At 44.2% G+C, this 1,126-nt stretch carries 1 protein-coding gene, 1 rRNA gene and 1 pseudogene; 1 reads left to right on the forward strand and 2 read right to left on the reverse strand.

Annotated features, from left to right (window positions below):
- Positions 1-176: 176 nt before the first annotated feature.
- Positions 177-294: ribosomal RNA gene (gene rrf / locus AN486_RS26535) — 5S ribosomal RNA — on the forward strand.
- A 65-nt stretch (positions 295-359) separates the two neighbouring features.
- On the opposite strand, the pseudogene AN486_RS26540 reads toward rrf, so the two are convergent.
- Positions 360-593 (reverse strand): annotated as a pseudogene (locus AN486_RS26540) (hypothetical protein); the annotation flags it as partial.
- A gap of 304 nt (positions 594-897) precedes the next feature.
- Positions 898-1,126 (reverse strand): cytochrome c biogenesis protein CcsA (gene ccsA / locus AN486_RS26545; RefSeq protein ID WP_290603057.1); only part of this gene is annotated, 229 nt, incomplete at its 5' end.

Consider the following 1,126-nt stretch of genomic DNA (forward strand, 5'->3'; position numbering starts at 1 on the left):
AGTACAGTAATGTATGAAGCTGAGGGGTACTAATAGACCGAGGGCTTGACCTCTATTCAATTTGTTATTGTGATTTCTCTTTCTCAAATGCAGTCTTCAGGGTTATGAACACCCTCAGTTAGAATCTAAAATTATTCTTTAATTCTAAATTCTCAATTCTCAATTCTAAATTCTTTCCTGGTGTCTATGGCGCGGTGGAACCACACTGATCCCTTCCCGAACTCAGAGGTGAAACGCTGCTGCGGCGACGATAGTTTGGGGGTAGCCCCACGTGAAAATAGCTCGATGCCAGGTCTATTTTTTCAAGTAAAAAACCCTTCTCTATTCTTTTAGAGGGGGGTTTTGTTTTAGTTAGTGAACTACCCACACTGACTTGGAGTACCAAGTACAGTGTCGGCTTCTGTACTCACAGGGGAGTGCCGCAACTTAGACTTTCGCCCAAGTTTTGGTCTTATCTCCCCTCCTACAGCAGAGACGGCTGATAGCCTGCGTGGCGAAGCCATACCTTCCGCCTTGATCATTTCGGCTGCGCTCAATGCAAGCATTCTGATACCTTCTGCTCTAATATTTATCGCTGCATAGTCTTGCGGGTAAAGGATTCACAGAATTAACACACTAGGCTATGCCGGCTATGCCTCGGACTGATTGAGAACGATTTCGGTTTTTCCCGCCTTATATCCCGCCACTGATTTGGAGTACCAAATTCAGTGGGGGAGTTACGGCGTAATAGTTAAAGATGAACAGCAATTCTCATTTTGAAACGAGTTTGCGCCATTTCAGCGAACTGCTTGCAGCAGCGCTTCGCTATCCCCGGATTTGTTAAGAATTGTAAAACCCTATGAATGTAAGGGTTTAAATGTCATGAAACCTTAAAATGAGAATTGCTGAAAGATGAACTTACAAAAACCAACCGTAAGAATGTAAACCCTTACCTAAAAGATTCACACCGAGATAACAAATCCAAACTACAACAAACCCAGCAGCGGCTAAAATTGCCGGTTTTCGACCTTGCCAACCGCGAGTTATTCTAGAATGCAGATAAGCCGCGAAAACTAACCAGGTAATTAACGCCCAAGTTTCCTTCGGGTCCCAACTCCAGTAAGAACCCCAGGCTTCATTAGCCCAA

Origin of the sequence: Anabaena sp. AL93 (genome assembly GCF_001672085.1) — a bacterium.
Lineage (GTDB): Bacteria > Cyanobacteriota > Cyanobacteriia > Cyanobacteriales > Nostocaceae > Dolichospermum > Dolichospermum heterosporum.